The organism is Streptomyces bungoensis (assembly GCF_001514215.1).
Lineage (GTDB): Bacteria > Actinomycetota > Actinomycetes > Streptomycetales > Streptomycetaceae > Streptomyces > Streptomyces bungoensis.
In genome coordinates this window covers 410,284-435,707 of the sequence record NZ_KQ948853.1, presented here as the reverse complement: position 1 = coordinate 435,707, position 25,424 = coordinate 410,284, and the positions used below count along the sequence as shown (strand labels likewise).

Genomic DNA, 25,424 nt, shown 5'->3' with positions numbered 1-25,424 from the left:
TGTCACTCTCCAAAGCGGCTCGACTACGCACTGTCGCGACCTCGAACGCGCGTTCAACGGGCCGAGGGGTCGGCGCTCAGTAGTCGAAGGCCCGTGCGGTGTTGGCGGCCAGGGCGGTGGCGAGCGTGTCCTCGTCGATGCCGCGCACGGCGGCCATCGCGCGCACGGTGACCGGGATCAGGTACGGCGCGTTGGGCCGCCCCCGGTAGGGCGCCGGGGTCAGGAAGGGCGCGTCGGTCTCCACGAGCAGCAGCTCCAGCGGGGCCACCGCCAGGGCGTCGCGCAGGTTCTGGGCGTTCTTGAAGGTGACGTTGCCGGCGAAGGACAGGAAGTAGCCCGCGCGGGCGCAGATCCGCGCCATCTCGGCGTCGCCGGAGTAGCAGTGGAAGACGGTGCGCTCGGGGGCGCCCTCCTCCTTCAGCACGCGCAGCACGTCGGCGTGGGCGTCGCGGTCGTGGATGACGAGGGCCTTGCCGTGCCGCTTGGCGATCTCGATGTGGGCGCGGAAGGACCGCTCCTGCGCGTCCTTGCCCTCGGGCCCGGTGCGGAAGAAGTCGAGCCCCGTCTCGCCGACGCCCTTGACCTGGGCCAGCCCGGCCAGCCGGTCGATCTCGGCGAGCGCCTCGTCCAGCGCGGCGTCACCGCCCGGCTCCCGGGCGCCCTGCCGCGACCATCCCGCCCGTCGCCCACCACCACCCTTGTCCGAGTCGCTTCGCGACGCCCCTTCGATGGGGTCGCCGTGGACGATGCGCGGGGCCTCGTTGGGGTGCAGGGCGACGGTGGCGTGGACGGCGTCGTGCGCGGCGGCCGTCTCGGCGGCCCACCGCGAGCCCTTGATGTCGCAGCCGACCTGGACGACCGTGGTCACGCCCACCGAGGCGGCCTTGGCGAGTCCCTCCGCGACGGTGCCGGACTGCATGTCGAGGTGGGTGTGGGAGTCGGCCACGGGCACCCGCAGCGGCGGCGGGAGCGGCGGTGCAGCGCTCTTGTCGGCGTTCGAAGGCATGCCCCGATCCTACGAAAGGGGCACGCCACCGGACGCGGGCGAGGAGGCGCTCAGCCCGCCGCCCTGCGCTGGAAGGGGTGCAGCAGGTCGGACAGGTGCCAGTGGTGCGGCTCGGGGGCCGCCTGCCCCGGCACCGGGGGCGCCTCGACCGGGCCCGCCTGCGGCACGCGGTGGTGGCGCTCGGCCGCGCTGCGCACCGAGGACACCTGGCCCGCGCGCATGATCCGTACGACGTGCCCGTCGCAGTTCACGCACGCGGGCCGGCTCAACGGGGACGGCACGACCCGGCCCTCGGCCACGTACATGACGAACTCCTGGCCCTCGGCGTCCGTGTGGTGTTCTATCGCGTACGACTGCTCCCAGCCGTGCCCGCACCGCATGCAGGCGAACGCGTACGACTCGTGAACGACGGCGGCGGCCGTGCCGCGGAGGCCGGGCTGCCCTGCGATCTCAGTCATGCCAGCTCCTCTTGTCCGCTGGACAGGCGCCCCGCGGGGGGACTCCCCCCGGACATCCCCCTGGGGCGCGGGACAGGTGCGTCCCTGTGACCAGTGGACGCCTCCACCAGCGGTTGCGCAGCGGGCCTGTCGAGTGTTGGAGGCGATTTGGACCGCGCTTGCCCAATCGCCCCGGATCGCCGGTCCGCGCTTTGCCTTCGGCGCCGCCCTTTTGCCCACCCATGGGGCGCGCGCTCAGTAGAGAAGAGCCCTGCTCAGAGGCATGTTGCGCCCTCTGTCACGCCCCCTGCGGGGCGTCCTTCTTGGCCGCGACGACCGCGTCGAACACCACCCGCTTGGGCAGCCCGGCCTCCACCGCGACCGCCGCGATGGCCTCCTTGCGCCGCTCGCCCGCCTCCTCCCGCACGCGCACCCGGCGGACCAGCTCCCCCGCGTCGAGTTCCTCGGGCCCGGTCTCCGGGGCTCCCTCGACGACGACGGTGATCTCACCCCGGACGCCCTCGGCGGCCCACTCGGCCAGCTCGGCGAGCGGACCGCGGCGGACCTCCTCGTACGTCTTGGTCAGCTCGCGGCAGACGGCGGCCCGCCGGTCCGCGCCGAAGACCTCGGCCATGGCGGCGAGGGTGTCGTCGAGCCGGTGCGGGGCCTCGAAGTAGACCAGCGTGCGCCGTTCCCCGGCGACCTCCCGCAGCCGGGACAGCCGCTCCCCGGCCTTGCGGGGCAGGAAGCCCTCGAAGCAGAACCGGTCGACGGGCAGCCCGGACAGGGCGAGCGCGGTGAGGACGGCCGAGGGCCCCGGGACCGCGGTGACCTTGACGTCCCGCTCCACCGCGGCCGCGACCAGCCGGTAGCCGGGGTCGGAGACCGACGGCATGCCCGCGTCCGTCACGAGCAGCACCCGCGCGCCGCCGACGAGCTCCTCGACCAGCTCGGGCGTGCGGGCCGACTCGTTGCCCTCGAAGTACGACACCACGCGGCCGCGGACGGTCACGCCGAGGGCCTGGGTGAGCCGGCGCAGCCGCCGGGTGTCCTCGGCGGCCACCACGTCGGCGCCCGCGAGCTCCTCGGCCAGCCGGGGCGGCGCGTCCGCGATGTCGCCGATGGGGGTACCTGCCAGCACAAGGGTTCCAGTCACGCCCCCATCCTCCCAGGGCTCCCCCGGAGCGGGGAAAACGCCCGCAACGGCGACCGGGAACGGTCATGCACGGGACGCACACAGAACGGTTCCCTACGATGGCGCGGTGACCAGTACCGCGTCCTCCACGGACCTCCGGCAGGGCCAGGCACCGCAAGACCAGCGGCCGTCGTGGCAGCAGCGGCTGCGCCGATTCGGCTACACGCCCGCCCAGGACGCCCCCGGCGACGTGCGCAGCCGCCTGGTGCCGCCGTACGCCGAGCCGAGCCCGCGCCTGTGGCAGGTGCTGGGCCTGCCGCCGGTCCTGGCCGACCGGATCGCCCGCTGGGCGGGTTGGGGCGGCCCGCTGCTGGTGACGCTGCTCGCCGGCGTGATGCGGTTCTGGAACCTGGGCAGCCCGGCCAAGGTGATATTCGACGAGACGTACTACGCCAAGGACGCCTGGGCGCTCGTCCACCGCGGCTTCGAGGTCAACTGGGACAAGAACGCCAACGACCTGGTGCTCCAGACGCACGGCCACCTGGCGATCCCCACGGACGCGGCCTACGTGGTGCACCCGCCGGTGGGCAAGTACGTCATCGGCCTGGGCGAGCTGGTGTTCGGGTTCGACCCGTTCGGCTGGCGGTTCATGACGGCGCTGCTGGGCACGCTGTCCGTCCTCCTGCTGTGCCGGATCGGCCGCCGCATCTTCCGCTCGACGTTCCTCGGCTGCCTGGCGGGCGCGCTGATGGCGGTCGACGGCCTGCACTTCGTGATGAGCCGGACCTCGCTGCTCGACGGCGTGCTCATGTTCTTCGTGGTCGCCGCGTTCGGGTGCCTGGTGATCGACCGGGACCGGGCGCGCGCGAGACTCGCCGCCGCGCTGCCGGTCGACGCGGACGGCCGGGTGCGGCCGGACGCGGACGTGGCGGACACCTTCCGCTTCGGCCTGCGGCCCTGGCGCTGGGGCGCCGGGCTGCTGCTGGGCCTGGCCCTCGGCACCAAGTGGAACGGCCTGTACATCCTTGCCGCGTTCTGCGTGATGGCCGTGCTGTGGGACGTCGGCGCCCGCAAGGTGGCCGGCGCCCGGCACCCGTACGCCGGGGCCCTGCGCCACGACACCGGGATCACGTTCCTCGCGACGGTCCCCGTGGCGATCGCGGTCTACCTGCTCTCCTGGCTCGGCTGGATCCTCTCCCCCACCGACGGCTCCGGCGGCTACTTCCGCAACTGGGCGGCGACCGACGGCAAGGGCGGCCACTGGACCTTCCTGCCGGACTGGCTGCGCAGCCTGTGGCACTACGAGCACGAGGTGTACAAGTTCCACATCGGGCTGTCGTCCCCGCACACCTACCAGTCCAACCCGTGGAGCTGGATCGTGCTGGGCCGCCCGGTGTCGTACTTCTACGAGTCGCCCGCGCCCGGCGTCGACGGCTGCCCGTCCGACGCGGGCCAGAAGTGCGCCCGGGAGGTCCTGGCCATCGGCACGCCGCTGCTGTGGTGGGCGGCCTGCATCGCGCTCCTGTACGTCCTGTGGCGCTGGGCGTTCCGCCGCGACTGGCGGGCCGGGGCCATCGCCTGCGGCATCGCGGCGGGCTACCTGCCCTGGTTCATGTACCAGCAGCGCACGATCTTCCTGTTCTACGCGGTCGTCTTCGTCCCGTTCCTGTGCCTGGCGCTGGCCATGCTGATCGGCGCGATCATCGGCCCCCCGAACTCCACGGACACCCGCCGCGTCATCGGCGCCTCGGCGGCGGGCGTCCTGGTCCTGCTGATCGCCTGGAACTTCATCTACTTCTGGCCGCTGTACACGGGGACGGCGATCCCGATCGACAGCTGGCGGTCGCGGATGTGGCTGGATACGTGGATCTAGCCGGCCACACACGGCCGTCCCTCGTCAGTGGACCGGTGCGAGAGCGCCGGCGTCCGGGTGCCCGGCGCTCAGGTGGGCGGTGAGGAAGCGGGCGGCGCGGTCCAGTGCCGCGTCCGCCTCGTCGAGGCGGCCGTAGTGGTGCTGGAAGACGTGGGGGAGGCCGGGCCCGACCTCGAGCGTGACCTCGACGCCGTCGGCGCCCGCGCGGCCGGCCAGCCGGACCGCGTCGTCGAGGAGCACCTCGTTCGCCCCGACCTGCACGAGGAGCGGGGGCAGTCCGGTGAGGTCGGCGAACACCGGGCTGGCCAGGGGATGCGCCCGGTCGCCCGCGCCGACGTAGAGATCGGCGTAGGCGCGTACGTCGGCCTCGGTGAAGATGGGGTCGGCGCTCTCCTTGGAGCGGATGCTTGCGCCGGCGAGGGTGAGGTCGGCCCAGGGGGAGAAGACGACCACGGCGGCCGGCTGCGGCAGCCCGGCCTCCCGGGCGGCGAGCAGCGTGGCGAGGCTCAGTCCGCCGCCGGCGGAGTCACCGGCCAGGACGAGGTCGCGCGGGTCGGTGCCCGACGCCAGCAGCTCGCGGTAGGCCGCGAGGCCGTCGTCGACCGCCGCGGGGAAGGGGTGCTCGGGCGCCAGCCGGTAGTCCACCGACGTCGCGCGCAGCCCGGCGCGGCGGGCCAGTTCACCGACCAGCCCCGCGTGGGTGTCCGGTGAGCCGACGACGTAGCCGCCGCCGTGCAGATAGAGCAGTCGGCCGCGGCCGGAGGCTCCGGCCGGCTCCAGCTCCAGGGCCGGCCGTCCGCCCAGGACGGTCCTGCGGGTGACCACGCCCTCCGGCGCGGGCCGGGTGAGAGCCGCGGTGAAGCCGTCGCGCTGCTCCTCGGGAGTAGGCGGTGTCTCGCGGCGAGGGGCGGAACGGAGCATGGCGTCCAGGGCTTCGCGCTGCTGACGGGACATGGGGGCCTCCAAGGGTCGGGGTGCGAGGATGGATTCCTGGGAATCCACCTGCTCGACCCCAACCAGATTCCACGGAAGATGATTCCCGGGAATCTATCGGAGGTTAATGTGAGTCACGTCACCCCGGTCTTCACCGATCTGGTCCGCGTCGAGACCCGGCTCTACAACGCGGTGAGCGCCCGGTTGCGCGCCGAACGAGGTCTGGGGCTGGGGCAGTTCGAGTTCCTGGAGATCATCGACCGCGTACCAGGGTGCCGCGTGCTCGACATCGTCGGCGAACTGGCGATCACCGTGGGGGCCGTCAGCAAGGCGGTCGACCGGCTGGTGGCCGCCGGCTGGTGCCTGCGGGTCGCGCACCCCCAGGACCGCCGCTCGTCCGTCCTCCGCCTCACGCCCGCGGGCGAGGAACAGCTGGCCGCTTCCCGCCCCGTCGTCGAAGCGGAGCTCACCTCCCTGACCGGGGCGGTCGCCCCTGACGACCTGGCACGCGTCGCCTCGACCCTGGCCACCCTCCGCGCCGCCCTCGAGGCGGGCTCCCACGGCCGGCCGGGGTGAGGGGACTTCCGCACCCACGTCACGGTTGCGTCACCCCGTGGCCAAGCGCCGCAGCAAGCGCATACAGTGCTTCCGCACCCCCACTTTTGAACATGTTCAGAACCTGACCAGGTGGGGGAAACACGGGGATACGGGGAGGACTTGCCCATGGGCAAGGGGGTCAAGGTCGCCGTCGTCGGCGGCGTGTGTGCGGTGATGCTGAGCGGGGCCGGGTACGGGCTCTACAACATCGCGTCCGCGCTGAACGGTGACGGCGGCACGGCGAGCGGGAGCACCGAGGCCGCGAGGACGGGGCCGCCGAGTGCCGGTGAGGTCGCGGAGACGAGCGGCGCGTTCTTCGCCGCGTGGGAGAAGGGCGACGCCCCGGCCGCGGCGGGCTACACCAACTACCGGGAGGCGGCCGAGCAGTTGCTGGCGGCGTACGGCGACGACGCGCACATCACCAAGGTGCGCATCAAGCCCGGTGCGCCCGTGGGGCGGACCGTGCCGTTCACGGTCCGGGCGGTGGTGTCGTACGGGGGGAGGTCGGAGCCGATCGGCTACGGGAGCCGGCTGACCGTGGTGCGCGGGCAGACCTCGCACCGCGCGCTGGTCGACTGGGACCCCTCCGTCGTGCACCCCAGGCTGCGCAAGGGGGACACCCTGGTGACCGGCGAGGCCGAGGCGCCGCCGATCGAGGCCGTGGACCGCAACGGGAAGGTGCTGACGGCCGCGAAGTACCCCTCCCTCGGCCCGATCCTGGACGAGCTGCGCAAGCGGTACGGCGGCAGGGCCGGCGGCCGGCCCGGCGTGGAGCTGGCCATCCGTCACGAGGCGGGCGCGGACGGCAGTCAGGCCGCCGACACCACGCTCCTGACCCTCGCCAAGGGCAGGGCGGGCAGGCTGCGCACGACCCTCAGCGCCGGCGCCCAGGCGGCGGCCGAGGCGGCGGTGGGCACGTACAAGGACGCGTCCGTGGTGGCCGTGCAGCCCAGCACGGGCGAGATCCTGGCCGTCGCCAACCACCGCGACGACGGCTTCGACGCGGCCCTGTCCGGCGAGCGCCCGCCCGGCTCCACCATGAAGATCATCAGCGCGGCGGCCCTCATCGACACCGGTCTGACCAGCGCGAACGGCAAGGCACCCTGCCCGCCGTCCGCCGTCTGGCAGAGCCAGACGTTCCACAACATGAAGGACCTGGCCCCGAACGAGAACGCCACCCTCTCGGAGAGCTTCGCCCGCTCGTGCAACACGGCGTTCGTGAAGTTCGCCGACGACCTCGGCGTGGACGCCCTCACCAAGGAGGCGCAGGACCGGTTCGGGCTGGGGCGCGACGACTGGAAGATCGGCGTGCCGTCCTTCGACGGCCGGGTGCCGGCCTCCGGCGGACCGGACACGGCGGCGAACCTGATCGGCCAGGGCCAGGTCCAGATGAGCCCGCTGGACATGGCCTCCGCGACCGCGACCGCGAAGACCGGCGTCTTCCGGCAGCCGGTCATCGTGCCGCTGAGCCTGGACGACCGCGCACCGGCACAGGCGCGCGGGCTGCCGTCGAGCACCTCGCAGCAGTTGCGCGCGATGATGAACCGCACCGCCCGCAGCGGCACCGCGGCGAGCGTGATGGCGGGGCTGACCGGCGAAATCGGCGCGAAGACCGGCTCGGCGGAGGTCGACGGCAACGTCACGTCCGACAGCTGGTTCACCGGGTACCGCGACGACGTGGCGGCGGCCGCGCTGGTGCAGGACGGCGGGCACGGCATCGACGCGGCCGGGCCTATTGTCGCAACCGTGCTACGGAGTACGGGCTGACGTCACCCGCAAAGACGGGGACCTTACTGTGGTAGCCGTCGTTGGGGAGTGTGGGGGCTGTGGGGTCCTGGTGAAGGCGCGGAGGAACTGAGGCTGTGGGCAAGAGAAGGCGCGTCGCCGAGCGACGGAAGACCGGACCCGCCGTACTCGCCGGGATGATCGCCGTGGTCCTCGGCGGCGCCGGTTTCGGGGTCTACGCGCTGTACGGCGGCGGCGCGTCGGCCGACGAGCGGGCGTCCGGCGCGGCCGGCCGGGCCGTGAAGACCGGCCCGCTCACCGCCGCCGAGGTGCGCACGGCCTCCACCCGGTTCCTCACCGCCTGGCAGCAGGGCCAGGTCACCCGCGCCGCGGCCGGCACCGACGACCCCACGGCCGCCGCTCCCCTGCTCACCGGCTACACCAAGGACGCCCACCTCAAGGACGTCACCCTCACGCCCAGGGCCGCGACCGGCGCCAAGGTCCCGTTCTCCGTCAAGGCGACCGTGGCGTACCAGAACCTCAGCAAGCCGCTCGCCTACGACAGCGCGCTCACCGTCGTACGGCGCAGGAGCGACGGCGAGGCGGTCGTCGACTGGCACGCCTCCGTCGTCCACCCGGACCTCGGGGACGGCGACACGCTCGTCACCGGTGCGTCCGGCACCCCGCCGGTCACCGCGCTGGACCGCGACGGCGGGAAGCTGACGGCCGCCGAGTACCCCTCGCTCGGCACGGTCCTGGACGGGCTGCGCGAGAAGTACGGCAAGACGGCGGGCGGCAAGGCGGGCGTGGAGCTGCGCGTGGTGCGCGGCAAGGCCTCGCAGGCGGCCAAGCTGTCCGACAAGACCCTGGTGGAGCTGAGCAAGGGCACGCCGGGCACGGTGAGGACGACGCTGAGCCCCACGTTCCAGGCGGCCGCCGAGCGGCGGGTCGCCGCGAAACAGCGGGCCTCGGTGGTGGTCCTGCGGCCCTCGACGGGCGAGATCCTGGCGGTCGCCAACAGCGGGCACGGGTTCAACACCGCCTTCCAGGGCTCCCTGGCCCCCGGCTCCACGATGAAGATCGTGACGTCGACGATGCTGTTCGAGAAGGGGCTCGTCACCCCGGACGCCTCCCACCCGTGCCCCAAGAAGTACAAGCTGTCCGGGTGGACGTTCCACAACGACGCGGACTCCGAGATCAAGAAGGGCAGCTTCAAGCTCAGCTTCGGCGCCTCCTGCAACAACGCCTTCATCAACTTCGCGCCGAAGCTGTCGAACAGCGACCTGACGAAGGAGGCCCAGCAGGTCTACGGCCTCGGCATGGACAACTGGGCCATCGGCGTGCCGACGTTCGACGGCTCGGTCCCGGTGCAGAGCGGCGCGCAGATGGGCGCCGCGCTGATCGGGCAGGGCGGGGTGCGGATGAACCCGCTGAACATGGCGTCGGTGGCGGCGACGGTGGACGCGGGCGTCTTCCACCAGCCGTACCTGGTCGCCCCCAGTGTGGACGGACGCACCCTGGCGAAGGCCGCGCGGACCATGTCGTCGAAGACGCAGGGGCAGCTGAAGGAGGTCATGCAGTACACGGCGGCGTACGGCACGGCCGCCAAGGCGATGGCGGGCCTCGGGCCGGACTACGGCGCCAAGACGGGCTCCGCCGAGGTCGACGGCCAGAAGAAGCCGAACGGCTGGTTCACCGCCTACCGCGGGGACCTCGCCGCGGCGGGCGTGGTCCAGGCGGGCGGCCACGGCGGCGACACGGCCGGACCGATCGTGGCGGCCCTGCTGAAGATGGGCGGCTGACCGCTCACCGTCCGGCCGCTCACCGGGCTCAGGTCCGCACCGGCTCGGCGGTGTAGGTGCGGCGCAGGAAGCGCAGGAGGGTCCTGGTCTCGAACTGCACCACCTCGACACCGTTGTCGGAGTGGAGTTCCACGACGGCCTGGACGCGCCCGCAGGGCCACACCCGTACGTCGCCGCTCTCGACCGGCGCCCGCAGCCCGCGTTCGAGCAGGGCGCGGGAGAAGGTCCACTCGGGCTCGCCGGGCAGCCGGACCCGGATCGCGCGCGGATCACTGTCGGGGTCGTACCGGAGCACCACGGGCACGGCTCCGGGGTCCTCCTCGTCCGTGACGATATGGGCGCGTGCGTACTGCTCGACTACAGGCATCGGACCGCCCTCTCACGTTCAGTGACCCGAAGGGGAACCACTGTTCCCCTCCCCTGTCCAATGTCCCATATTTCCGCTTTCACGCCTGTCGGAATGCGAGAACGACTCCCTCTTGCAAGGCGTTCGCAACAAGCCCTTAAAATCATCGGGTGCACGTACCTGACGGATTCATCGACGCCCCGACCTCCGCCGCCGCCGGCGCGGTCGCCGCCGGCGCCCTCGCCGTGAGCCTGCGCGGCGCCCGGCGCGAACTCGACGAGCGCACGGCACCGCTGGCCGGTCTCGTCGCGGCGTTCATCTTCGCCGTGCAGATGCTGAACTTCCCCGTGGCGGCCGGCACCAGCGGCCACCTGCTCGGGGGCGCCCTGGCCGCGATACTCGTCGGGCCGTACACCGGTGTCCTGTGCGTGTCGGTCGTCCTGCTCATGCAGGGCGTCCTGTTCGCGGACGGCGGGCTGACCGCGCTCGGCGTGAACATCACCGACATGGCGATCGTCACGACCGTCGTGTCGTACGCCGTCTTCCGCGGGCTGCTCGCCGTGCTGCCCCGGGGGCGGCGCTCGGTCACCGTCGCCGCCTTCGCCGCCGCGCTGGTGTCGGTGCCGGCCGCCGCCGTCGCCTTCACCCTCATCTACGCCGTCGGCGGCACCACGGACGTCTCGCTCGGCAAGGTGGCCACCGCGATGATCGGCGTCCACGTGCTCATCGGCCTCGGCGAGGCCGTCATCACCGCCCTGACCGTCGGCGCCGTCATCGCCGTACGCCCGGACCTGGTGCACGGCGCGCGCGGCCTGCGGCAGCGGCTGAAGCTGCGGGTGAACGGCGAACTGGTGGACGCGCCCGCCGCTCAGGCGCCGGCCGCCGCCAGGACCTCGCGGCGCGGGCTGTGGATCACCGGCCTGGTGACCTCGCTGGTGCTCGCCGGGTTCGTCAGCTTCTACGCCTCCGCCAGCCCCGACGGCCTGGAGAAGATCGCCCACGACCAGGGCATCGACCGCAAGGCCGAGCGGCACGCGGCCCACGGCTCCCCGCTCGCCGGCTACGGCGTGAAGGACGTCGCGGACGCCCGGCTCTCCGGCGGGCTCGCGGGGGTGATCGGTGTCGGCGCCACCGTCGCCGCGGGCAGCACGGTCTTCTGGGTGGTGCGCCGCCGCCGTACGGGTGAGCCGGCCGAGGCGGCCTGATGGGGGCGGATGGGGTTACCTCCCGCGCGAGCGCATTCGAGCGTGGGGGAGCGCACCGGCTGTACCGGCACGGGCACTCGCCCGTGCACGCCCTGCCGCCGCACACGAAACTGGCCGCCGTGTTCGCCTTCGTGGTGGTCGTGGTGTCGACCCCGCGGGAGGCGATGTGGGCGTTCGCGCTGTACGCCGTGCTGCTCGCCGCGGTGGCGCGCCTCGCGCGGGTGCCCGGCGCCTTCCTGCTCGGGCGGCTGCTGATCGAGGTGCCGTTCGTGGCGTTCGCGGTGCTCATGCCGTTCGTCGCGGAGGGCGAGCGGGTGCACGTGCTGGGGCTGTCGCTGAGCGTCGGCGGGCTGTGGGGCGCCTGGAACGTGCTCGCCAAGGGCACGCTCGGGGTCGCCGCCTCCGTACTGCTGGCCGCCACCACCGAGCTGCGGGAACTGCTGCTCGGGCTGCAGCGGCTGCGGCTTCCGCCGCTGCTGGTGCAGATCGCCTCCTTCATGATCCGCTACGGGGACGTCATCACCGACGAGATGCGCCGGATGCGGATCGCCCGCGAGTCCCGCGGCTTCGAGGCGCGGGGCGTGCGGCACTGGGGGGTGCTCGCCAAGTCCGCCGGCGCGCTGTTCATCCGCTCCTACGAGCGCGGGGAGCGGGTGCACCTGGCCATGGTCAGCCGCGGGTACGCCGGTTCGATGCCGGTGATCGACGAGGTGACCGCGTCCCGGGCGCAGTGGTCGTACGCCCTCGCCCTGCCCTTCGCCGCCCTCCTCGTCTGTCTGCTGGGATGGATTCTGTGACAGCCTCTCTCCAGGTCTCCGGCCTCGCCTTCGCCTACCCCGACGGCCACCAGGCCCTGTTCGGCGTCGACTTCGAGATCGCGCGCGGTGAACGGGTCGCGCTGCTCGGCCCGAACGGCGCCGGCAAGACCACCCTGGTGCTGCACCTCAACGGCATCCTCGGCGGCGGCACCGGCACGGTGACCGTGGCCGGGCTGCCCGTCGGCAGGGAGCACATGGCCGAGATCCGGCAGAAGGTCGGCATCGTCTTCCAGGACCCGGACGACCAGCTGTTCATGCCGACGGTGCGCGAGGACGTGGCGTTCGGCCCGGCGGCGGCCGGGATCCGGGGGGCCGCGCTGGAGGAGCGGGTGCGCACCGCGCTGGAGCGGGTCGGCATGCGGGAGTTCGCCGACCGGCCGCCGCACCACCTGTCCTTCGGCCAGCGGCGCCGGGTCGCCGTCGCCACGGTGCTGGCGATGGAGCCGGAGATCCTGGTCCTGGACGAGCCCTCGTCCAACCTGGACCCGGCGTCCCGGCGCGAACTGGCCGACATCCTGCGCTCGCTGGACGTGACGGTCCTCATGGTCACGCACGACCTGCCGTACGCGCTGGAGCTGTGCCCGCGCGCGCTGGTCCTCAGCGACGGCGTGATCGCTGCGGACGGCCCGACGGGCCAACTCCTCGGCGACGACGAGCTGATGCGGGCCCACCGGCTGGAGCTGCCGTTCGGCTTCGACCCGAAGTCCGTGACAATGGGCGCGTGACGCCTCAAGACGACCGGGACGAAGGCGGGCCCGCCGGGTCGCTGCTGCTGGACGACCAGCTGTGCTTCGCGCTGTACGCCGCGCAGCGCGCCGTGACGGCCGCCTACCGTCCGCTCCTGGAGGAACTCGGCCTCACCTACCCGCAGTACCTGGTGCTGCTGGTGCTCTGGGAGCGCGGTGAGACCAGCGTGAAGGAGCTGGCGGCCGCGCTGCGCCTGGACTACGGCACCGTCTCGCCGCTGCTCAAGCGCCTGGAGGCGGCGGGGTTGGTGCACCGGGAGCGCGCGGCGGGCGACGAGCGCTCGGTGCTGGTCGCGTGCACCGGGCGCGGGGAGCAGCTGCGGGAGCGCGCGGCGCGCGTGCCCGGCGCGCTGCTCGAGGCCACGGGGCTGGACGAGCGGCAGGTCGCGCGGCTGCGCGAGGAGCTGTGGCAGCTCGCGCGGCGGGCGGACGGGGCCGCGGGGCGCCGCTGATCACGGATTCCCCACGTTTCCACCCCGGCTGCGGACAGCTGACATACCGGCCAGTACCTTGTGCACGATGTACTTGCGCACACCTGTTGTCCGGGAAGGCCGACCATGACCGACGGCACCGCGGCCGCCACCGCCGCCGACGCCCCTGCGGGCGCCTCCGCAGACGCCTCCGCCGACGCCCGTCCGACCAAGATCATGTACGTCGCGGAGGCCACCGCCCACGGCGGCCGCGACGGCCATGTCACCAGCCAGGACGGCCACATCCGGCTGAAGGTCGCGATGCCGCCGGAGCTCGGCGGGGACGGCAGCGGCACCAACCCCGAGCAGCTGTTCGCGGCCGGGTACAGCTCCTGCTTCCACAACGCGCTCATCCTGGTCGGCAAACGCGCGGGCTACGACCTCACCGGTTCCACCGTGGCCGCCAAGGTGGGCATCGGACCCAACAGGCGGCGCGGCTACGGCCTCGCGGTCGCCCTCAGCGTCTCCCTGCCCGTGCTGGACCGAGAGGTCGCCACGCGGCTGGTCGACGCGGCGCACGAGGTGTGCCCGTACTCGAACGCCACCCGCGGCAACATCGACGTAACGATTCTGCTGGGCTGATCCCACCGAGGAATCGCAGGCACCGGACCGGTGTTGCACCCGCTGTCGCAGGCGAGGGAAGGGACGGCGGACGTGGACGTGCACGGCACTGTGGCCGACGGCTTCGAGCCGGTCAGGGAGGCGTTCGCCGCGAACTTCGCCCTGCTCGGGGAGCGGGGCGCGGCGCTCGCCGTGTACCGCGACGGGCACCGGGTCGTCGACCTGTGGGCGGGCACGAAGGACGTCGACGGCACGGCGCCCTGGGAGCGCGGCACCGCCCAGGTCGTGCGCTCGGCGACCAAGGGCGTCGCCGCGGCCGTCCTCCTGCTGCTGCACCAGCGCGGCGAGCTGGACCTGGACGCGCCCGTCGGGGAGTACTGGCCGCAGTACAAGGCGGCCGGCAAGGAGCGCACCCTCGTCCGGCACCTGCTCGCCCACCGCGCGGGCGTGCCCGTGCTGGACCGCCCGCTGACCCCGCAGGAGGCCGCGGACCCCGACCTCGGTGCGGCGGCCGTCGCCGCGCAGGTACCGGTGTGGGAGCCGGGCACGGACCACGGCTACCACGCCCAGACCTACAGCTGGCTCACCGGCGAACTGGTCCGGCGGGTCACCGGGCGCGGCGTCGGCCGGTGGATCGCCGAGGAGATCGCCGCGCCCCTCGGCGCCGACCTGTGGCTCGGCCTGCCGGAGGCCGAGCAGGGGCGCGTGGGCCGCGTCGGCCCGGTCGAGGGGGCGGAAGCGGCGGGCGGGCTGAAGGTCCGCCCCAAGCGGGCGGTCTCCGAGGCCTACGCCGACCCGGACTCCCTCACCCGGCGCGCCTTCGCGGCCATCACCCCGCTCCCGGACGAGAACGACCCCGCCTACCAGGCCGCCGCCCTGCCGGCCTCCAACGGCATCGCCACCGCCGACGGCCTCGCCCGCTTCTACGCCTCGCTCATCGGCGAGGTGGACGGCGGTACCCGCCTGTTCGCCCCCGCCACCACGGAGCTGGCCCGCGCCGAGCAGTCGGCCGGGCCGGACCGGGTCCTCGTGGTGGGCACCCGGTTCGGCGCCGGCTACATGCTGCACGGCAGCGCGTCCCCGCTGCTCGCCGCCGGCTCCTTCGGCCATCCCGGCCGCGGTGGCGCCCTCGGGTTCGCCGACCCGGAGTCGGGCGTCGCCTTCGGCTACGTCACCAACGGCTTCCGCAAGAGCGTCACGGCGGACCCCAGGGCGCAGACGCTGGTCCGGGCGGTGCGCTCGGCGCTCGGCTGAGGCGGCGCGCCGGGAGCCGCGTCCTCACCCGTGGGTCCGCGCACCCGGCGTCACACGTGGATCGGGTGCGAGACCCGCCCGGACTCGGCGTCGATCTCGTCGTGCGCCTTCGTCAGCAGCCGCATCGCCAGTTCGTTCAGGGCGCGGGCACCGGCGATCTCCTCGCCCACCCGGGGCTGGTTGGAGTCGACCCGGTGCCGGGTGGCGTGCCCGTGGGCCCGGACCTCCGTGCCGTCGGCCAAGCGCACCAGGGCCGCCGCCCGGGTGTGCTGATCGTCCTCCGAGAACTCCAGCTCGATGTGCCATCCCACCGCGGTGTGCGTCATCTCGACCACCTCCGAATCACTGATTCCAGGGTGCTCCCGGGCGCGCGGAACGTCACGTCGGCGAAGCGGCGCTCAGCCGTCGTTCTTCTCGTCGAAGCTCGCGAAGTAGGCGGCGGCCATGTCCTCGTCGGCATGGCCCTGGGCGGCGGCCCGGGCGAGGCGTTCGGCGGTGGCGGCGGCCACGTCCAGCCGTACGCCGGCCCTCTCGCCGGCCGCCACGATCAGCCGGGCGTCCTTTTCGGCGGTCGTCACGGTGAACGACGGCGGGGTCAGCCGCCCGTCCAGCACCAGCGCGGACTTGGCCCGCAGGTATCCCATGTCGAGCGGGCCGCCCTCGATCAGGTCGAAGAAGCTCTGCGGGTCGACGCCGAGGCCGCGGGCCAGGGCCAGCACCTCACCGGTCGCCGCGGTGGCCGCGAGGACCCAGCTGTTGGCGACGAGCTTCAGCCGGCTGGCGCTTCCCTCGCCCCCGTCCGTGCCGGTCCACACGGTCTTCGCGCCGACCGCGTCGAACACCGGGGTGACCGTTTCCCGGCCCTCCTCGGGGCCGGCGGCCAGCACGGTCAGCTTTCCCTCCTCGGCGGGCTGCCGGGTGCCGAGAACCGGGGCGTCGTAGAAGACGAGCCCGTGTTCGCGGGCGAAGGCGGCCAGGTCGGAGACCCGTTCGGTGCCGGCGGTGGTGCACTGCGCCCACACCGTGCCGGGCCGCAGGGCTGGCGCGGCCTCGCGCATGACGTCCATGACGGTGGCGCCGTCGTACAGCATGGTCAGGACGACGTCGGCGCCCTCGACGGCCTCGGCCGGGGTGCCGGTGACGTCGGCGCCGTCCGCGGCGAGCGGCTCGGCCTTCTCACGGGTGCGGTTCCAGGCGCGGACGGTGAGTCCGGCCCGGCACAGGTTGCGCGCCATGGCGGCGCCCATGATGCCCGTGCCCAGGACGCTGACGGTCGGCTTGTCGGTCATCGACGGCTCCCTAGTGGTCTCTCGTGGATCTCGTACGTCAGGTACCCCGTCAGCCTGCTACCGGGTCTATTCGCAGTGCACCGGGCTTCAGCCCGGTGGTGAAGCGAATCTTTGGCCCGCTCTGACCTCAGCTGTGTGCACGGATCTGCGCTGATCGCCTCAGCCTAGGTCCGAGTGGCCGGTTCTGCTGGCGGCCTGAAGGGCAAGCGCCCGCGCATGGGGGCGCCCCGGTACAAGTCGCGGAAGGACACCCGGCAGGCCGTCCGCTTCACCGCGAACGCCCGCTGGTCCATCACGCCGGGGCAGAAGCTGCGCCTTCCGAAGATCGGCGATGTGCGGGTGAATTGGTCCCGCACGCTGCCCTCGACGCCGTCCACGGTGACGGTGGTCAAGGACAGCGCAGGCCGGTACTTCGCGAGCTTCGTCGTCGAGACCGGCCCCGAGGAACCGTTGCCGGAGACGAGACCCGAGCTGGGCATCGACCTCGGTCTCGGGCACTTCGCAGTCCTCTCCGACGGCACGAAGATCGACAGCCCCCGCTTCCTGCGCCGGGCCGAGAAGCGCCTGAAGAAGGCACAGCGCGCCCTCTCCCGCAAGGAGAAGCACAGCAAGGACAGGGACACGGCCAGGGTCCGCGGTGCACGGGCACACGCCCGTTGTCGCGGACGCGCGCCGCGAGTTCCATCACCAGCTCTCCACACAGCTGATCCGCGACAACCAAGCGATCGCCGTGGAGGACCTGGCGGTCAAGGGACTCGCCCGCACGCGCCTGGCCAAGTCCGTCCACGACGCCGGATGGTCGGCGTTCGTCGGGATGCTGGAGTACAAGGCTGCACGATACGGGCGCACGCTGGTGAAGATCGGCCGGTTCGAGCCGACCTCTCAGGTGTGCTCGCAGTGCGGCGTCAAGGATGGTCCAAAGCCCCTGCACGTCCGTGTGTGGACCTGCGGGGCATGCGGGGCCGTCCTGGACCGGGACATCAACGCGGCGGTCAACGTCGCCAAGGCGGCCGGACTGGCCGTGTCAGCCTGTGGAGCGCAGGTAAGACCAGGGCTCGTCCCGGCACCGCGCGGCGAAGCAGGAACCCACTCGACACCGCAGCCTTCAACGGCGCGGTAGGCGGGAATCGCCGTCCTTCAGGGCGGCGAGGATGTCAACCGGCGTGCAGCATGAGCCCGATTCCCACGACCACCAGGCCGGCCGCCGCGATCCGGGGTGCCCCGAAGCGCTCCTTGAAAAACAGGGCGCCGATGGCCGCGCCGACGAGGATGGAGGACTCGCGCAGCGCGGCGATGGGGGCGAGGTCGGCGCGGGTCTGGGCCCACAGCACCAGGCCGTAGGCGGCCACGGACAGCGCGGCACCGAGCAGGCCGAGCGCCGCGAAGGGGCGCAGCACGGCCACCGTCTGGCGCCGCCAGCGGCAGCAGACGGCGTAGGCGGGGATCGCCAGTCCCTGCACGGCCATCAGCCAGGCGGTGTAGCCGAGCGCGGAGCCCGAGGCGCGGACGCCGAGCCCGTCGACGAGCGTGTAGGAGGCGATGGTCAGCCCGGTCGCCAGCGCCGCGCCGATCGCCGTCCAGTCCGGCCGGCGCCCGCGCAGCCCCCACAGCGCCACCCCGGTCAGGCCCGCGCAGGACAGGGCGACGCCGGCGGCGGCCCAGCCGTCGGGCACCTCGTGTGCGAAGAGGGCCGCGAACACGGTGACGAGCAGCGGCGCGCTGCCCCGCGCGATCGGGTAGGCCTGCCCGAAGTCACCCAGCCGGAACGAGGTCATCAGCAGGATCATGTACGCCAGGTGGATGACCGCCGAGCCCAGCAGGTACGGCCAGGCGCCGGCCGCCGGGAACGGCGCGAACGGCGCCAGGAGCAGGCCGATGAGCACCCCGCCGGCGAGGATCAGGGTGAAGCCGACCAGTTTGTCGGTGATGCGGTGGGCGATGGCGTTCCAGCTGGCGTGCGTGACCGCGGCGAGCAGGACCGCCGCGGTGACCAGCGGCGTCACGCGGTCCGCTCGCGGACGTCCGCGAGTGTCGCGCTCGCGTGGGCGACCAGGTCCCGCGGCGCGATGGGAAAGACGGCGTGCGGTGTCCCGGCCGCCGCCCACACCACGTCGTGGGCGAGCAGCGAGCGGTCGGCGAGGACGCGGGTGCGGGTGCGGTGCCCGAAGGGCGGCACCCCGCCGATGGCGTACCCGGTGGTCTCGCGGACGACCCCGGCGGCGGCCCGGGTGACCTCGGCGGCCCCCAGTTCCGCCCGTACCCGCTCCACGTCCACCCGCGAGGCCCCGTCCATGAGCACCAGCACGGGCACCCCGTCGGCGGCGAAGACCAGCGACTTGCAGATCCGGCTCAGCTCGCACCCGACCGCGGCGGCGGCCTCGGCGGCGGTGCGGGTCCCCTCAGGGAACCGCCGGGTGCGGGCGAGCACGTCCCCGAGTCCCAGCGAGCGCAGTGCTGCGGCGAACCGGGGGTGGGCTCCGGACTCTTCGGCGTCAGTGGCGGCTGTCGTCATGCGGGGCACGCTAGCGGGGGCCGGCCGGTGCACGCGACCGGGTTGTGGCCGGCCCGCCCCGGCCGGGCCGGCGCTCGCGCACGGACATGAAGAGGCCGGTGAGGGTGCCCCGTCCCCACGGATCCCTCACCGGCCGGTCTGTGTCGGAGCCGGCGCGTCAGACGCGGACCAGTTCCCGCTGCCCGTCGGGGTCGGCGTCCCTGCGGTCGCCGGCCGTGCGCAGGCCCTCGCCCTCGATGTCCACGTTGGGCAGGGCGCGGTCGAGCCACTTCGGCAGCCACCAGGCGCGGCGGCCGAGCAGGGCGAGCACCGCCGGGACGACGGCCATGCGGACGACGAACGCGTCGAAGAGGACGGCGACCGCGAGGCCGAAGCCGATCATCTTGACCATCGACTCGCTGGAGCCGATGAAGCCGGAGAAGACGGCGATCATGATGACGGCGGCGGCGGTGACGACCCGCGCGCCGTGCCGGAAGCCCGTGACCACGGCCTGGGCGGGCTTCTCCCCGTGGACGTACGCCTCGCGCATGCGGGTCACCAGGAAGACCTCGTAGTCCATGGCGAGGCCGAAGACGACACCCACCATGAAGATCGGCATCATCGACATCACCGGGCCGGTCTGCTCGACGTTCATCAGGCCCGACAGCCAGCCCCACTGGAAGACCGCGACCACGGCGCCGAGGGCCGCCAGCACGCTGAGCAGGAAGCCGAGGGCCGCCTTCAGCGGGACGAGGATCGACCGGAACACCACGATGAGCAGCAGGAACGCCAGGCCGACGACCAGCGCGAGGTAGGGCACCAGGGCGTCGTTCAGCTTCTGCGAGACGTCGATGTTCATCGCGGTGGAGCCGGTGACCAGCACCTTGGCACCGGTCGCGGCGGTGACGTCCGCGCCCTTGCCGCGGATGGCGTGCACGAGGTCCTCGGTGCTGACGGAGGACGGCTTGGAGTCCGGGACGACGGTGATCGTCGCGGTGTCGCCCGCCTTGTTGGGCGCGGCCGGGGTGACCGTGACGACGTCCTTCAGGCCCTTGATCTCGTCGCCGACCCGGGTGAAGGCGGCCTTGGGGTGCGTGCTGTCCTTGGCGTCGACGACGACCATCAGGGGGCCGTTGAAGCCGGGGCCGAAGCCGTCGGAGAGCAGGTCGTAGGCGCGGCGCTGGGTGGTGGAGACCGGCTGGGAGCCGTCGTCCGGCAGGCCCAGTTCGAGGGAGGCGGCCGGGACCGCCGCCGCGCCGAGGCCGATCACGCCCAGCAGCAGGACCGCCACCGGGCGGCGGACGACGAAGCTCGCCCAGCGGGTGCCCATGTTGGGTCGGCCGGGCCTCTTCGGTGCCCGGCCGCCGCCGAGGAGCCTGCTCTTCTGGCCGGCCGGGCGGATCCTGCGGCCGGCGTATCCGAGCAGCGCCGGGATCAGGGTGAGGGCGATGAGGACCGCGACGGCGACCGTGCCGGCGGCCGCGACGCCCATCTTGGTGAGCATCGGGATGTCGACCACGGACAGGCCGACCAGGGCGATCACGACGGTGAGACCGGCGAAGACCACCGCCGAGCCCGCCGTGCCGACGGCCCGTCCGGCCGCCTCCTCGCGCTCGCGGCCCTCGGCGAGCTCCGAGCGGTAGCGGGAGACGATGAAGAGGGCGTAGTCGATGCCGACGGCGAGGCCGATCATCGAGGCCAGCGTGGAGGTGGTGGTGCCCAGGTCCAGGGCACTGGCGAGCGCGGTGATCGTGGAGACGCCGATGCCGACGCCGATCACGGCGGTGAGCAGCGGGAATCCGGCGGCGAGCAGCGAGCCGAAGGTGATGACGAGGACCACGGCGGCGACCGCGAGGCCGATGACCTCGCTGGAGCCGGTCTCGGGCGTGGTGTTCAGCGCGTCACCGCCGACCTCGACGGTGAGCCCTGCGTCGCGCGCGTCCTGGGCGGCCGCCTTCAGCGCGTCCCGGGAGGAGTCCTTCAGCTCCATGCCGGAGACCTCGTACTTCACGGAGGCGTAGGCGATCGTGCCGTCCTTGCTGACGGCGTGCGCGGTGTAGGGGTCGGTGACGGAGACGACCTCGGAGCCGTCGCGCAGCTCGGCGACCGTGTGCCGCACCGCTTTCCGGTTGTCCGTGCCGGTCATCTTCTCGCCGGTCGGCGCCTTGAAGACCACGCGTGCGGTGGCGCCGTCGGCGCTCATGCCGGGGAAGCGCTGTTCCAGCAGGTCGAAGGCCTTCTGGGCCTCCGTGCCGGGGATGGAGAAGGAGGAGTTCCCGGCGGCCGGGGCGGAGGCCGCGCCCACCCCGGCGAGGGTGAGCAGCGCCACCCATATCAGGGCGACGAAGTGCCGTCGCCGGAAGGCGAGACGGCCGAGTCGGTACAGGAAGGTGGCCATGGAGACGTACTCCCGGTCAGGTCGTGGGGTTCATCTGGGCAGGGGTGATCAGCCCGACGACGTGAGCGGGACGTCAGGTGGTGGGCTTGCTGGGGAGAGGGGTCAGGAGGTGGGGACGCCGAGGGCGGGGAGGACCACGGCGTCGATGTACGACCGCAGGAACGCCTGGGTGGGCGGCTGGTCGTCGATGATCGCGCGCGTCGCGAACGCGCCGATCATCATGTGCACCACGAAGGGCAGGGCCGGGTTGTCGGCGCGGACCTCGCCGCGGTCGACGGCCCGCCCCAGCACGCGCCGGAACTCCTCGGTCTCCGGTTGCACGAGCTGCTCCCGGAAGGCGCGCAGGAGGTCGGGGTTGGTGTGGGTCGCCATGGCCAGACCCCGCATCAGCGCGTTGTTCTGCTCCATGGTGCAGTCGTCCTCGCGGGTCACCAGGGCGTGGAAGTCGCCCCGCAGCGACCCGGTGTCGACGTCGGCGATGCTGCCCGGCTTGCTGTGCCGGATCGCCCTGGCCACCAGTTCGGCCTTGCCGCCCCACTGGCGGTAGAGGGTGGCCTTGCTGGACCGGGTGCGGGCGGCGACGGCGTCCATGGTGAGGGCGTCGTAGCCGACCTCCCGGAGCAGGTCGAGCACCGCCTCGTACAACTCGGCCTCGCGTTCGGGCGTGATCCGACTGCGACGCGCGGCGGCGACCTCAGCCATGGCTCTCACCTTCCCGACGCGGCTGCCCGCTGTCGAACGACACGGTTTCGTACGTGACGAATGTACCGCAGCCCCTCAAGGAAACGAAACAGTTTCGTACGTGTCCCGGGTCACGCCGGTCCGCGACGCCCCTTTTTCCCACGAGTTGCTGGGCTTTGCCCCGCGGAAAAGCATGGGGAGGGTGAGCTATCTGCGCTTTCCCCACCTCCACGGCGACGTGCTGAGCTTCGTGACCGAGGACGACCTCTGGCTGGCCCCCCTCGACGCCCCGGGCCGCGCCTGGCGGCTCACCGTGGACCGCACCAAGGCCGGCCACCCGCGCTTCTCACCGGACGGCCGCCACCTCGCGTACACGTCCTGGCGCAGCCTCGTGCCCGAGATCCACCTCGTCGGCGTCGACGGCGGGCCCGCGCGCCAGCTGACCTACTGGGGCAGCCCGGACACCCGGGTCTGCGGCTGGGACCCGGACGGCGAGATCCTGGCCGTCGCCTCCCACGGCGAGCCGTTCTCCTACTTCACCTGGGCCTACAAGGTGGGCACGGACGGCGACCCGGGGCGCAAGCTGCCCTGGGGGCCGGTCTCCGACCTCCAGGTCGCCGACGTCGACGGGCAGCACCGGACCCTGCTGCTCACCGGCACCCCGCCGCACGAACCGGCCTCCTGGAAGCGCTACCGGGGCGGCGCCACGGGCCGGCTGTGGCTGCACGGGCAGCGGCTGCTGCCGGACATCGGCGGGCACCTGGCCTGCCCCATGTTCACCGGCGGCCGGATCGCCTTCCTCTCCGACCACGAGGGCGTCGGCAACCTCTACTCCTGCGCCCACGACGGCTCCGACCTGCGCCGCCACACCGACCACGACGCCTTCTACGCCCGGCACGCCGCCAGTGACGGCACGCGGGTGGTCTACCAGTGCGCTGGCGACCTGTGGCTGGTGGACGACCTCGCCGCCGGCACCGGACCACGCCGGCTGGACGTCCGGCTGAGCGGCCCGCGCGCGGGGCGCCGCCGCTACCAGGTGCCCGCCGCGCAGAACGTGGACGGCATCTCCGTGGACGAGACCGGGCGGGCCAGCGCCGTCGTCGTGCGCGGCAGCCTGTACTGGCTCACCCACCGGGACGGCCCGTCCCGCACCATCACGGACACGCCCGGCGTCCGGGTCCGGCTGCCGGAGATGCTCGGCGAGACCGGGCAGGTGGCGTACGTGACGGACGCCGAGGGCGCGGACGCCCTGGAGATCGCCCGGCTGCCCCGCGCCAGCGGGGAGCGGGCCACGCGCCGGCTGGCCTCCGGGAAGCTGGGGCGGGTGCTGGAGCTGGTGTGCGACCCGCAGGGCGAGCGGGTGGCCGTGGCCTCGCACGACGGCCGGCTGCTGCTGATCGACGTCGCCGGGGAGCAGGCGGAGGAGGACGCCACCGGCGAGAAGGGCACCACCGAGCAGGCTGCGGCCGGCGGTGAGGAGGTCACCGAGCTGGTCCGGTCGGACAACGGCCCGGTCCGCGACCTCGCCTTCTCCCCCGACGGCGCCTGGATCACCTGGTCCCACCCGGGCATAGGGCGCTCCCTGCGGCAGATCAAGCTGGCCCGCATCAAGGACCGGCTCGTCATCGACGTCACCAACGGCCGCTTCGAGGACGAGAACCCCGTCTTCACCCGGGACGGCCGCTACCTCGCCTTCCTGTCCTGGCGCGGCTTCGACCCGGTGTACGACGTCCACACCGGCGACCTCTCCTTCCCGCTGGGCTGCCGCCCGTACCTGGTCCCGCTGTCCTCGGCGACCCCCTCCCCCTTCGCCCTGAACCCCGAGGGCCGCCCGGCCGCCGGCGGGCTGGACCCGCTGGCGGACGAGGAGACCGGCGAGCACGGCACGGTCACCGTGGAGGTGGCCGGGCTGGAGAACCGGGTGACCCCGTTCCCGGTCATCGCCTCGAAGTACTCCGCCCTGTGCCCGGTCGCCGGCGGCGGGCTGGTCTGGCTGCGCTGGCCGATCTCCGGCGCGCTCGGCGAGACCTTCGCCAACCCGGCCGACACCACCGGACGGCCGGCGCTGGAGTACTTCGCCATCACCAAGGCGAAGAAGTCCGAACTGGTCGACCACCTCGACTGGTTCGCGGTCAGCGGCGACGGCACCCGGCTGGTGGTGGTCGACGAGGGCGACCTGCGGGCGGTGCCGTCGACCGAGTCCGGCGACGCCGACTCGACCGCCTGGATCGACCTGCGCCGCATCGTGCACCAGGCCGACCCGGGCGCCGAGTGGCGCCAGTCGTACGACGAGGCAGGCCGGCTCATCCGCGCCTACTTCTGGGAGCCGGGCATGTGCGGCATCGACTGGGACGCGGTCCTCGACCAGTACCGGCCCCTGGTCGAACGCGTCGCCTCCCCCGACGAGTTCGCCGACCTGCTGCGCGAGGTCCTCGGCGAGCTGGGCACCTCGCACGCCTACGTCACCGCCGCCCGCCGCAACGAGGGCCCGCCCCACTACCAGCGCTGGCAGGGCCTGCTCGGCGCCAACTTCGTCCGCCGGGAGGAGGGCTGGGCCGTCAGGCGGATCCTGCCCGGCGACTCCTCCGACTCCAAGGCACGCTCCCCGCTGGCCGGCACGGGAATCCGCGAGGGCGCCGTCCTGACCCACGTGGACGGCCGCCCGGTCGACCCGGTGGCGGGACCGTACCCGCTGCTCGCCGGCTCGGGCGGGACGACCACGGAGCTGACGTTCACCCCGCCGCCGGGCGAGCCGGGGCGGGCCCGGCGGGTCGCCGTCGTCCCGCTGATCGACGAGCGGCCGCTGCGCTACCAGGACTGGGTGGCCAAACGCCGGGCCGTCGTCCGCGAGTTGAGCGACGGCGCGTGCGGCTACCTGCACATCCCCGACATGGGCGGCTCGGGCTGGGCCCAGTTCAACCGGGACCTGCGCATGGAGGTGTCGCGGTCCGCGCTGATCGTCGACGTGCGCGGCAACGCGGGCGGGCACATCAGCGAACTCGTCATCGAGAAGCTGACCCGGCCGATCCTCGGCTGGGACCTGACCCGCGACGCGCAGCCGGTGTCGTACACCTCGAACGCGCCCCGGGGCCCGGTGGTGGCCCTGGCGGACGAGGCGACATCCTCCGACGGCGACATGATCACCGCCGCCTTCAAGCTGCTGAAACTCGGCCCGGTCGTCGGCCAGCGCACCTGGGGCGGCGTCGTCGGCATGACCGGCCGGCACCGCCTCGGCGACGGCACCGTCATCACGGTGCCGATGAACGCGGCCTGGTTCGACGCCTACGGCTGGTCCGTGGAGAACCACGGCGTCGCCCCCGACCTGGAGATCGAGCGCACCCCCCTGGACTGGGCCGAGGGCCGCCACGCCCAGCTCTCCGACGCGGTCGAACTGGCCCTGCGCCTCCTGGACGCCAACCCCGCGGCCACCCCACCGGGCTACAACGACGTACCGGACCGCTCCCGCCCGAAACTCCCCCCGAGAACGGGTTCGTAGACGAAGGAGGAGACGTATCCCCACCCAGGGGCGCGGGGAACCGCGCGACAAGCCCCCACCGGCCCGCACCCGACAACGCACGCACCACAACCACACCCCCCGAAGACCAACGCGGGGTGCCCCCCGGAACGAATCCGAGGGGCACCCCCATCACACCGGCC

At 73.1% G+C, this 25,424-nt stretch carries 22 protein-coding genes and 1 pseudogene; 12 read left to right on the top strand and 11 right to left on the bottom strand.

Going from position 1 to position 25,424, the window contains the following annotated elements:
- Nucleotides 1-76: 76 nt before the first annotated feature.
- The 3 genes from AQJ66_RS09565 to rsmI form a co-directional block, all read right to left on the bottom strand.
- On the bottom strand, nucleotides 77-1,006 hold the full coding sequence (locus tag AQJ66_RS09565; protein ID WP_061919097.1) for a TatD family hydrolase: 930 nt from the start codon (nucleotides 1,004-1,006) through the stop codon (nucleotides 77-79).
- A 50-nt stretch (nucleotides 1,007-1,056) separates the two neighbouring features.
- Nucleotides 1,057-1,464: a hypothetical protein gene (locus tag AQJ66_RS09560; protein ID WP_061919095.1), complete on the bottom strand. Its 408-nt coding sequence runs from the start codon at nucleotides 1,462-1,464 to the stop codon at nucleotides 1,057-1,059.
- A 277-nt stretch (nucleotides 1,465-1,741) separates the two neighbouring features.
- Entirely contained in the window at nucleotides 1,742-2,599 is an 858-nt protein-coding gene (gene rsmI / locus AQJ66_RS09555) for a 16S rRNA (cytidine(1402)-2'-O)-methyltransferase (protein ID WP_061919093.1), read from the bottom strand.
- Nucleotides 2,600-2,705: 106 nt separating this feature from the next.
- Between rsmI and AQJ66_RS09550 the strand changes: the two genes are divergently transcribed.
- Complete coding sequence (locus tag AQJ66_RS09550) at nucleotides 2,706-4,451, top strand: dolichyl-phosphate-mannose--protein mannosyltransferase (protein ID WP_061919091.1); 1,746 nt, start codon at nucleotides 2,706-2,708, stop codon at nucleotides 4,449-4,451.
- 24 nt (nucleotides 4,452-4,475) lie between these two features.
- Here the strand turns inward: AQJ66_RS09550 and AQJ66_RS09545 are convergent, their stop codons facing one another.
- The gene (locus AQJ66_RS09545; RefSeq protein WP_061919089.1) at nucleotides 4,476-5,405 is read right to left on the bottom strand and encodes an alpha/beta hydrolase; all 930 of its coding nucleotides are present in this window, start codon (nucleotides 5,403-5,405) and stop codon (nucleotides 4,476-4,478) included.
- Nucleotides 5,406-5,513: 108 nt separating this feature from the next.
- Between AQJ66_RS09545 and AQJ66_RS09540 the strand changes: the two genes are divergently transcribed.
- The 3 genes from AQJ66_RS09540 (at nucleotide 5,514) to AQJ66_RS09530 (ending at nucleotide 9,508) form a co-directional block, all read left to right on the top strand.
- The gene (locus AQJ66_RS09540) at nucleotides 5,514-5,960 is read left to right on the top strand and encodes a MarR family winged helix-turn-helix transcriptional regulator (RefSeq protein ID WP_061919087.1); all 447 of its coding nucleotides are present in this window, start codon (nucleotides 5,514-5,516) and stop codon (nucleotides 5,958-5,960) included.
- Nucleotides 5,961-6,107: 147 nt separating this feature from the next.
- On the top strand, nucleotides 6,108-7,748 hold the full coding sequence (locus AQJ66_RS09535; RefSeq protein ID WP_061919085.1) for a penicillin-binding transpeptidase domain-containing protein: 1,641 nt from the start codon (nucleotides 6,108-6,110) through the stop codon (nucleotides 7,746-7,748).
- Nucleotides 7,749-7,843: 95 nt separating this feature from the next.
- Complete coding sequence (locus AQJ66_RS09530) at nucleotides 7,844-9,508, top strand: penicillin-binding transpeptidase domain-containing protein (protein WP_061919083.1); 1,665 nt, start codon at nucleotides 7,844-7,846, stop codon at nucleotides 9,506-9,508.
- Nucleotides 9,509-9,536: 28 nt separating this feature from the next.
- On the opposite strand, the gene AQJ66_RS09525 is transcribed toward AQJ66_RS09530, so the two are convergent.
- Nucleotides 9,537-9,875 (bottom strand): SsgA family sporulation/cell division regulator, encoded by a 339-nt coding sequence (locus tag AQJ66_RS09525; protein ID WP_061919081.1) that lies wholly within the window; start codon nucleotides 9,873-9,875, stop codon nucleotides 9,537-9,539.
- Nucleotides 9,876-10,024: 149 nt separating this feature from the next.
- Between AQJ66_RS09525 and AQJ66_RS09520 the strand changes: the two genes are divergently transcribed.
- The 6 genes from AQJ66_RS09520 to AQJ66_RS09495 all read left to right on the top strand — a co-directional run bounded on the left by AQJ66_RS09520 (nucleotide 10,025) and on the right by AQJ66_RS09495 (nucleotide 14,908).
- Nucleotides 10,025-11,059, top strand: a complete 1,035-nt coding sequence (locus AQJ66_RS09520; RefSeq protein WP_061919079.1) for an energy-coupling factor ABC transporter permease — start codon at nucleotides 10,025-10,027, stop codon at nucleotides 11,057-11,059.
- A complete protein-coding gene (gene cbiQ / locus AQJ66_RS09515; protein WP_061919077.1) occupies nucleotides 11,059-11,856 on the top strand; it encodes a cobalt ECF transporter T component CbiQ in 798 nt (265 codons plus the stop codon). Before AQJ66_RS09520 ends, cbiQ begins: the two co-directional genes overlap by 1 nt.
- A complete protein-coding gene (locus AQJ66_RS09510) occupies nucleotides 11,844-12,602 on the top strand; it encodes an energy-coupling factor ABC transporter ATP-binding protein (RefSeq protein WP_061919075.1) in 759 nt (252 codons plus the stop codon). The genes cbiQ and AQJ66_RS09510 overlap by 13 nt, the downstream gene beginning before the upstream one ends.
- Entirely contained in the window at nucleotides 12,599-13,075 is a 477-nt protein-coding gene (locus tag AQJ66_RS09505; protein WP_061919073.1) for a MarR family winged helix-turn-helix transcriptional regulator, read from the top strand. Before AQJ66_RS09510 ends, AQJ66_RS09505 begins: the two co-directional genes overlap by 4 nt.
- A 195-nt stretch (nucleotides 13,076-13,270) precedes the next feature.
- Nucleotides 13,271-13,675 carry an organic hydroperoxide resistance protein gene (locus AQJ66_RS09500; RefSeq protein WP_244162792.1) on the top strand — a complete coding sequence of 135 codons (405 nt, stop codon included), beginning with the start codon at nucleotides 13,271-13,273 and terminating at the stop codon, nucleotides 13,673-13,675.
- Between the two features lie 72 nt (nucleotides 13,676-13,747).
- A complete protein-coding gene (locus AQJ66_RS09495; RefSeq protein ID WP_061919069.1) occupies nucleotides 13,748-14,908 on the top strand; it encodes a serine hydrolase domain-containing protein in 1,161 nt (386 codons plus the stop codon).
- Nucleotides 14,909-14,958: 50 nt separating this feature from the next.
- Here the strand turns inward: AQJ66_RS09495 and AQJ66_RS09490 are convergent, their stop codons facing one another.
- Together AQJ66_RS09490 and AQJ66_RS09485 are read right to left on the bottom strand one after the other, a co-directional pair.
- Complete coding sequence (locus AQJ66_RS09490; protein ID WP_061919402.1) at nucleotides 14,959-15,234, bottom strand: DUF1876 domain-containing protein; 276 nt, start codon at nucleotides 15,232-15,234, stop codon at nucleotides 14,959-14,961.
- A 72-nt stretch (nucleotides 15,235-15,306) separates the two neighbouring features.
- On the bottom strand, nucleotides 15,307-16,197 hold the full coding sequence (locus AQJ66_RS09485) for an NAD(P)-dependent oxidoreductase (RefSeq protein ID WP_061919067.1): 891 nt from the start codon (nucleotides 16,195-16,197) through the stop codon (nucleotides 15,307-15,309).
- A gap of 192 nt (nucleotides 16,198-16,389) precedes the next feature.
- On the opposite strand from AQJ66_RS09485, the pseudogene AQJ66_RS09480 reads away from it, so the two are divergent.
- Nucleotides 16,390-17,317 (top strand): annotated as a pseudogene (locus tag AQJ66_RS09480) (RNA-guided endonuclease InsQ/TnpB family protein); the annotation flags it as partial.
- 34 nt (nucleotides 17,318-17,351) lie between these two features.
- On the opposite strand, the gene AQJ66_RS09475 reads toward AQJ66_RS09480, so the two are convergent.
- The 4 genes from AQJ66_RS09475 to AQJ66_RS09460 all read right to left on the bottom strand — a co-directional run bounded on the left by AQJ66_RS09475 (nucleotide 17,352) and on the right by AQJ66_RS09460 (nucleotide 21,788).
- Nucleotides 17,352-18,200, bottom strand: a complete 849-nt coding sequence (locus tag AQJ66_RS09475) for a DMT family transporter (RefSeq protein ID WP_061919065.1) — start codon at nucleotides 18,198-18,200, stop codon at nucleotides 17,352-17,354.
- Nucleotides 18,197-18,709 carry a YbaK/EbsC family protein gene (locus AQJ66_RS09470; protein ID WP_061919063.1) on the bottom strand — a complete coding sequence of 171 codons (513 nt, stop codon included), beginning with the start codon at nucleotides 18,707-18,709 and terminating at the stop codon, nucleotides 18,197-18,199. Before AQJ66_RS09470 ends, AQJ66_RS09475 begins: the two co-directional genes overlap by 4 nt.
- 157 nt (nucleotides 18,710-18,866) lie before the next feature.
- A complete protein-coding gene (locus tag AQJ66_RS09465; RefSeq protein WP_061919061.1) occupies nucleotides 18,867-21,086 on the bottom strand; it encodes an MMPL family transporter in 2,220 nt (739 codons plus the stop codon).
- 102 nt (nucleotides 21,087-21,188) lie between these two features.
- A complete protein-coding gene (locus AQJ66_RS09460; protein ID WP_061919059.1) occupies nucleotides 21,189-21,788 on the bottom strand; it encodes a TetR/AcrR family transcriptional regulator in 600 nt (199 codons plus the stop codon).
- Between the two features lie 181 nt (nucleotides 21,789-21,969).
- Between AQJ66_RS09460 and AQJ66_RS09455 the strand changes: the two genes are divergently transcribed.
- Nucleotides 21,970-25,263, top strand: a complete 3,294-nt coding sequence (locus tag AQJ66_RS09455; protein WP_061919056.1) for a S41 family peptidase — start codon at nucleotides 21,970-21,972, stop codon at nucleotides 25,261-25,263.
- Nucleotides 25,264-25,424 lie beyond the last annotated feature (161 nt).

Coding starts and splice junctions, on each gene's coding strand:
- AQJ66_RS09465 (WP_061919061.1), bottom strand. CDS start 21,086: ATGGCCACCTTCCTGTACCGACTCGGCCGTCTCGCCTTCCGGCGACGG.
- cbiQ (WP_061919077.1), top strand. CDS start 11,059: ATGGGGGCGGATGGGGTTACCTCCCGCGCGAGCGCATTCGAGCGTGGG.
- AQJ66_RS09500 (WP_244162792.1), top strand. CDS start 13,271: ATGTACGTCGCGGAGGCCACCGCCCACGGCGGCCGCGACGGCCATGTC.
- AQJ66_RS09565 (WP_061919097.1), bottom strand. CDS start 1,006: ATGCCTTCGAACGCCGACAAGAGCGCTGCACCGCCGCTCCCGCCGCCG.
- AQJ66_RS09545 (WP_061919089.1), bottom strand. CDS start 5,405: ATGTCCCGTCAGCAGCGCGAAGCCCTGGACGCCATGCTCCGTTCCGCC.
- AQJ66_RS09560 (WP_061919095.1), bottom strand. CDS start 1,464: ATGACTGAGATCGCAGGGCAGCCCGGCCTCCGCGGCACGGCCGCCGCC.
- AQJ66_RS09510 (WP_061919075.1), top strand. CDS start 11,844: ATGGATTCTGTGACAGCCTCTCTCCAGGTCTCCGGCCTCGCCTTCGCC.
- AQJ66_RS09535 (WP_061919085.1), top strand. CDS start 6,108: ATGGGCAAGGGGGTCAAGGTCGCCGTCGTCGGCGGCGTGTGTGCGGTG.
- AQJ66_RS09490 (WP_061919402.1), bottom strand. CDS start 15,234: ATGACGCACACCGCGGTGGGATGGCACATCGAGCTGGAGTTCTCGGAG.
- AQJ66_RS09470 (WP_061919063.1), bottom strand. CDS start 18,709: ATGACGACAGCCGCCACTGACGCCGAAGAGTCCGGAGCCCACCCCCGG.
- AQJ66_RS09525 (WP_061919081.1), bottom strand. CDS start 9,875: ATGCCTGTAGTCGAGCAGTACGCACGCGCCCATATCGTCACGGACGAG.
- AQJ66_RS09460 (WP_061919059.1), bottom strand. CDS start 21,788: ATGGCTGAGGTCGCCGCCGCGCGTCGCAGTCGGATCACGCCCGAACGC.
- AQJ66_RS09485 (WP_061919067.1), bottom strand. CDS start 16,197: ATGACCGACAAGCCGACCGTCAGCGTCCTGGGCACGGGCATCATGGGC.